Raw genomic sequence first — 5,381 nt, 5'->3', positions numbered from 1 at the left:
GTTGAAACCCCAGAGGCTGTCCTGCTTGGCGCCTATGTCCAGCAGGTCCACCACCAGCAGGTCGCCGGGTTCCGCGCCCTTGACGCCGACCGGGCCCGAGAGGTAATGCACCGTGCTCAGGTCGATGTCGCGCACGTCGTCAGCGCTGTCGTTGTTCTTGATGAAGCCGCCGGTCCAGTCGAAGGTCTCCAGGATGAAATCGTCCCCCGGGTTGACCCAGCAGGCCATGGGAATGTCCGGGTGCCAGCGGTTGTGGATGTTTTCGTTGAGGGTGGGCGACTTCGTCAGGTCAACCTTGATCAGCGTGTCGGTCATGCCATATCTCCTGGTGGTGGTAGTGATGAATAAAGGAAGGAAGAGAAAATCAGACGGAAAGAAACTGCTTGATGCGCGCCGTGTCGGTGCCGGCGCGCGTGCTTTCGTGCACCAGCTGTCCGCCCTCGATCACGAACAGCCGGTCGGCTACGTCCATCGCGAAGCTCAACACCTGCTCCGACACCACGATGGTGATTTCGCGCATCTTGCGGATTTCGTTCAGGGCTTTGGCGATGTCCTTGATGATGGAAGGCTGTATGCCCTCGGTGGGCTCGTCCAGTAGCAGTACCTTGGGGTTGGTCACCAGCGCACGGGCAATCGCCAGCTGCTGCTGCTGGCCGCCCGACAGGTTGCCGCCCTTGCGGCTTCGCATGTCAAACAGCACGGGGAATAGCGCGTATATTTCTTCCGGAATCTGCTTGTGCTTGGCGTTTTCGAGGCCGGTCAGGATGTTCTCCTGSACCGTGAGCGTCGGAAAAATCATGCGACCCTGCGGCACATAAGCCACGCCCTTGGCGACGCGCTGGTAGCTCTCGTCTTTCGAGATGTCCAGGCCGTCGACTTCAATGGTTCCGGACTTGAGCGGCAGGATGCCGATCAGCGACTTGAACAGCGTGGTCTTGCCCATGCCGTTGCGGCCCATGATGGCCACGGTTTCATTCTTCTTGGCGCTGAAGGTGATGCCGTGCAGGGCCTCGCTCTGGCCGTAGCTGACGTGGAGGTTGGTGACGTTGAGCATGAGTGGTTTCCTTGTGCTTTCGGCTTAATGGCCCAGGTACACGTCGATCACGCGCGGATCGGCCTGTACTTTTTCCATCGACCCTTCGGCCAGGATCTTTCCCTGGTGCATGACGGTCACCTTGTCGGCGATGCGCTTGACGAACTCCATGTCGTGTTCGATGACGATCATGGCGCGGCCCTTGCAAATGCGTTTGAGCAGCTCGGCCGTGAGCTCGCGCTCGCGCACACTCATGCCGGCAATCGGTTCGTCCAGCATCAGCAGCTCCGGGTCCTGCATCAGCAGCATGCCGATCTCCAGCCACTGCTTTTGCCCGTGCGAGAGCAGGCCGGCTTCGGTGTCCACTTGATCAGCCAGGCCGATCTCGGCCGCCACGGCCTGCACGCGGGCCTTGACTTCATCGCTGCGCTTGAAGAACAGCGCGCCGAACACACCGCGCCCGCGCGGGAAAGACACTTCCAGGTTCTGAAACACGCTGAGGTTTTCATAGATTGACGGCGTCTGGAACTTGCGGCCGATGCCCGAGCGCACGATCTGGTATTCGGGCAGCCTGGTCATCTCGGCGTTCTTGAACTTGATGCGGCCGTGGCTGGCGCGGGTCTTGCCGCAGATCAGGTCCAGCAGCGTGGTCTTGCCCGCGCCATTGGGGCCGATGATCACGCGCAGTTCGTTCTGGTCGACGTAGAGGTTCAGGCTGTCGATGGCCTTGAAGCCGTCGAAGGACACTGTCAGGTCTTCGACCGACAGCACAAAGTCGTTGGGGGTCATGGCGGGGGCGATCATGRTGGTTCCTTCGGTAGTCAGGTGTGCTGGCCGCTCAAGCCGGCAGGTAGCGTGGGCGTTTCAGTTGTCGCAGCCGGCGGGGGAACCATGGGAGGAGCCGGCGGTACGGCCTTCTCGCGCCGCGTGAAACGCCTGGCCAGCCAGGGCTTGACGCGCTGCGTGTAGACACCGGCCAGGCCGTCAGGGAAGGCCAGCACCACGCCCAGGAACATGCCAGCCATCAAGAACAGCCAGAGGTCAGGGAAGYTTTCTGAAAAATAGGTCTTGCCGAAGTTCACCAGCAATGCGCCGTACACAGCGCCCACCAGCGACATGCGCCCGCCGACGGCGGCGAAGATCACCATCTCGATGGAGGGCACGATGCCGACCAGCGAGGGCGACATGAAGCCCACCTGCAGGGTGAACATGGCGCCGCCCACGGCCGACAGCAGGGCCGCGAAGCAAAAGGCAAACACCCGGAACATGGCCACGTCGTAGCCTGAAAAGCGCACGCGGTCTTCCTTGTCGCGCATGGCCAGCAGCAGCGTGCCCAGCTTGCTCTTCTGGATCCAGGTGCACAGCACGATGGCGCCCAGCAGCAGCCCGGCGGTGAGGAAGTAAAGGATGTACTTGGCGCTGTCGGTGCGCGTGTCCCAGCCCAGGATGGTTTTGAGATCGGTCATGCCGTTGACGCCGCCGGTGTAACCCTGCTGGCCGATGATGAGTACCGTGAGGATCAGCGCCACGGCCTGCGTGATGATGGCGAAGTAGACGCCGCCCACGCGCCGCTTGAACATGGCGTAGCCGATGATGAAGGCCAGCAGCGTGGGCACCACCAGGATCAGCAGCAGCGTGAGCGGGAAGGACTGGAAGGGCTTCCACCAGATCGGCAGCGCGGTCAGCTGGTTCCAGTCCATGAAGTCGGGGATGCCGGGCGTGGACTGGATCTTGGTGGTGATGGGGTCGCTGGCTTCAAGCTTTAAAAACATCGCCATGCCGTATCCGCCCAGGCCGAAGAACACGCCCTGGCCCAGGCTCAGCACGCCGCCGTAGCCCCACAGCATCACCAGGCCCAGCGCGACAAAGGCGTAGCTGAGGTATTTGCCCACGAGGTTCAGGCGGAACAGGTCTAGTGCCAAGGGGAAGGCCACCAGCAGCACCAGGGCCAGCAGGGCGACGTTGCCCAGGCCGTTGCGCACTATCCATTGCTTGAGGCTGTTCATGAAAAACTCCGGTTGTCTTGGGTTGCCATGGAAATAAGTGAAAGCTCAGCGCCGGACCTTGGAGGCGAACAGGCCCTGAGGCCGCAGCATCAGGATGGTCACGATGGTCATCAGCGTCAGCACCTTGGCCATGGAGCCGGTCATGAAGAACTCGGCGATCGATTGCGTCTGCGCAATGCCGAAGGCCGAGACCACAGTGCCCAGCAGGCTGGCCGCGCCGCCGAAGGTGACGACCAGGAAGGCGTCGACGATGTAGAGCGAGCCGCTGGTGGGGCCGGTGGAGCCAATCGTGGTGAAGGCTGCGCCGGCCACGCCGGCGATGCCGCAGCCGATGGCAAAGGTCAGGCGATCGGTCTTCTTTGTGTTGATGCCGGTGGCGTTGGCCATCACGCGGTTGGCGACCGTGGCGCGAACGCGCAGGCCCCAGCGTGATTTGTGCAGCGCGACCAGCACGCCGCAGGTCACCACCAGGGTTAGCGCCATCACGAACATGCCGTTGATCGGGATGTCCAGGCCGGGCGCCGGCGCCCAGGAGCCCATGAGCCAGTCGGGCAGGGTGGGGCTGACTTCCTTGGCGCCGAAGGTGGTGCGGAAGATTTGCTGCATGCCCAGCGACAGGCCCCAGGTAGCTAGCAGGGTGTCCAGCGGGCGTTTGTACAGGTGGCGTATGAAGGCCCATTCAGCCAGCCAGCCGGCGGCGAAAGCAAAGATGAAGGCCGCCGCGATGGCGAAGGGAAAGTAGGCCTGCACAAAGCCCGGTGCGTAGGTTTCCGACAGGTGCGAAAACAGGTAGATGGTGTAAGCGCCTATGGTCATGAACTCGCCATGCGCCATGTTGATCACGCCCATCTGACCGAAGATGATGGCCAGGCCCAGGCCCATGAGCAGCAGCACGGAAAACAGGCTCAGCCCGGCAAAGCCTTGCATCAGGCCGATGTTGAGCATTTCGGAAAGATTCATGGTGGGGCTCCGGTGCGGCGGGTGGTAGAAAAAACAGAACGTCAGTCAAAAAGCCCCTGCCGGCTCATCCCCCACAGGGCGGAATGAACCGGTAAGGGCCAGCGCGCTCGCTTACTGGTAGCCCTTGGGGAAAGGATTCGGCTCAATCAGTGCCGACGACTCGGCGACCACCTTGAACTGGCCGTCGGCCTGTGCCTGGCCGATGCGCGCCTTGCTCCACAGGTGATGGTTTTCATGCAGCTTCACGTAGCCTTCGGGCGCGGTCTTGAGCTCGATACCGGTGGAGGCCGCGGCGATCTTGTCCACGTCGAAGCTGCCGGCTTTCTCCACCGTGGCTTTCCACAGCCAGGGGCCGAGGTAGCCGGCCTGTGTCACGTCGCCGATCACCGCGTCCTTGCCGTACTTGGCCTTGAAGGCGCTGACGAATGCCTTGTTGTTGGGGTTGTCCAGCGACTGGAAGTACTTCATGGAGGCGTAGTAGCCGTTCATGTTTTCGCCGCCAATACCCAGCACCTCGTCTTCGGTGACAGAGATGGTCAGGAGGAACTGCTTGGCGGCCGTGACGCCCGCGGCTTTCAGCTGCTTGTAGAAAGCTACGTTGGAGCCGCCGACCACTGCAATGAAGATGCAGTCGGGCTTGGCGACCTTGATCTTGTTAATCAGCGAGTTGAAGTTGGTGTGGCCCAGCGGGTAGTACTCTTCGCCGACGACCTTGCTGCCGGTGAGGTGGCCTTCGATGTGCTTGCGGCCTATCTTCATCGAGGTGCGCGGCCAGATGTAGTCGGAGCCGACCAGGAAGAAGGTCTTGGCTTTCTTTTCTTTCGAGGCCCAGTCCAGGCCGTAGAGGATTTGCTGCGTGGCTTCCTGGCCGGTGTAGATCACGTTCTTGCTCTGCTCCAGGCCTTCGTAGAAGGTCGGGTAGTAGAGCATGCCGTTTTCTTTTTCGAAGATGGGCAGCACGGCCTTGCGCGAGGCGGAAGTCCAGCAGCCGAAGACGGCTGCGACCTTGTCGTTGACCAGCAGCTTCTTGGATTTTTCAGCGAAGGTCGGCCAGTCGGAGGCACCGTCTTCCTTGATGACCTTGATCTTGCGGCCCAGAACGCCGCCCATGGCATTGATCTGGTCAATGGCGAGCTGCTCGGCCTGGATGGAACCTGTCTCGGAAATCGCCATGGTGCCGGTGGCCGAATGCAGCTGCCCCACGGTCACTTCAGTGTCGGTCACGGCCAGCTTGGTGGTGTTGACCTTGGCCGTGGGAAATTGCTGGGCTTGCGCCCAGCCGGGCAGGCCGGCCAGCGGCAGGGCAGCGGCGACGCCCTGCATGAGGCGGCGGCGGTTGATGAGGGAAGATGGATCGCGATCGTCGTGGGACATGCTGGGCT

At 61.9% G+C, this 5,381-nt stretch carries 6 protein-coding genes; all 6 read right to left on the bottom strand.

Translation table 11 applies throughout. The features are described from left to right. Nucleotides 1-315, bottom strand: a 315-nt coding sequence (locus AC1D0Z_RS15480; protein ID WP_477659112.1) for an acetamidase/formamidase family protein, incomplete at its 3' end; no start/stop codon positions are given. A 49-nt stretch (nt 316-364) separates the two neighbouring features. After that, on the bottom strand, nt 365-1,054 hold the full coding sequence (gene urtE / locus AC1D0Z_RS15475) for an urea ABC transporter ATP-binding subunit UrtE (RefSeq protein WP_477659111.1): 690 nt from the start codon (nt 1,052-1,054) through the stop codon (nt 365-367). 24 nt (nt 1,055-1,078) lie between these two features. After that, nucleotides 1,079-1,822: an urea ABC transporter ATP-binding protein UrtD gene (gene urtD / locus AC1D0Z_RS15470; RefSeq protein WP_477659114.1), complete on the bottom strand. Its 744-nt coding sequence runs from the start codon at nt 1,820-1,822 to the stop codon at nt 1,079-1,081. A gap of 32 nt (nt 1,823-1,854) precedes the next feature. After that, entirely contained in the window at nt 1,855-3,039 is a 1,185-nt protein-coding gene (gene urtC / locus AC1D0Z_RS15465) for an urea ABC transporter permease subunit UrtC (RefSeq protein WP_477659110.1), read from the bottom strand. Nucleotides 3,040-3,084: 45 nt separating this feature from the next. Beyond that, on the bottom strand, nt 3,085-3,999 hold the full coding sequence (urtB, locus tag AC1D0Z_RS15460; RefSeq protein WP_477659109.1) for an urea ABC transporter permease subunit UrtB: 915 nt from the start codon (nt 3,997-3,999) through the stop codon (nt 3,085-3,087). A gap of 111 nt (nt 4,000-4,110) precedes the next feature. Beyond that, nucleotides 4,111-5,373 carry an urea ABC transporter substrate-binding protein gene (gene urtA / locus AC1D0Z_RS15455; RefSeq protein WP_477659113.1) on the bottom strand — a complete coding sequence of 421 codons (1,263 nt, stop codon included), beginning with the start codon at nt 5,371-5,373 and terminating at the stop codon, nt 4,111-4,113. Nucleotides 5,374-5,381: the final 8 nt, after the last annotated feature.

It is taken from the genome of Polaromonas sp. P1_E3, from assembly GCF_056405935.1.
Note: the sequence above shows the minus strand (reverse complement) of the source record. Positions and strands in the feature narration are given on the sequence as shown.

Coding starts and splice junctions, on each gene's coding strand:
- urtA (WP_477659113.1), bottom strand. CDS start 5,373: ATGTCCCACGACGATCGCGATCCATCTTCCCTCATCAACCGCCGCCGC.
- urtB (WP_477659109.1), bottom strand. CDS start 3,999: ATGAATCTTTCCGAAATGCTCAACATCGGCCTGATGCAAGGCTTTGCC.
- urtD (WP_477659114.1), bottom strand. CDS start 1,822: ATGACCCCCAACGACTTTGTGCTGTCGGTCGAAGACCTGACAGTGTCC.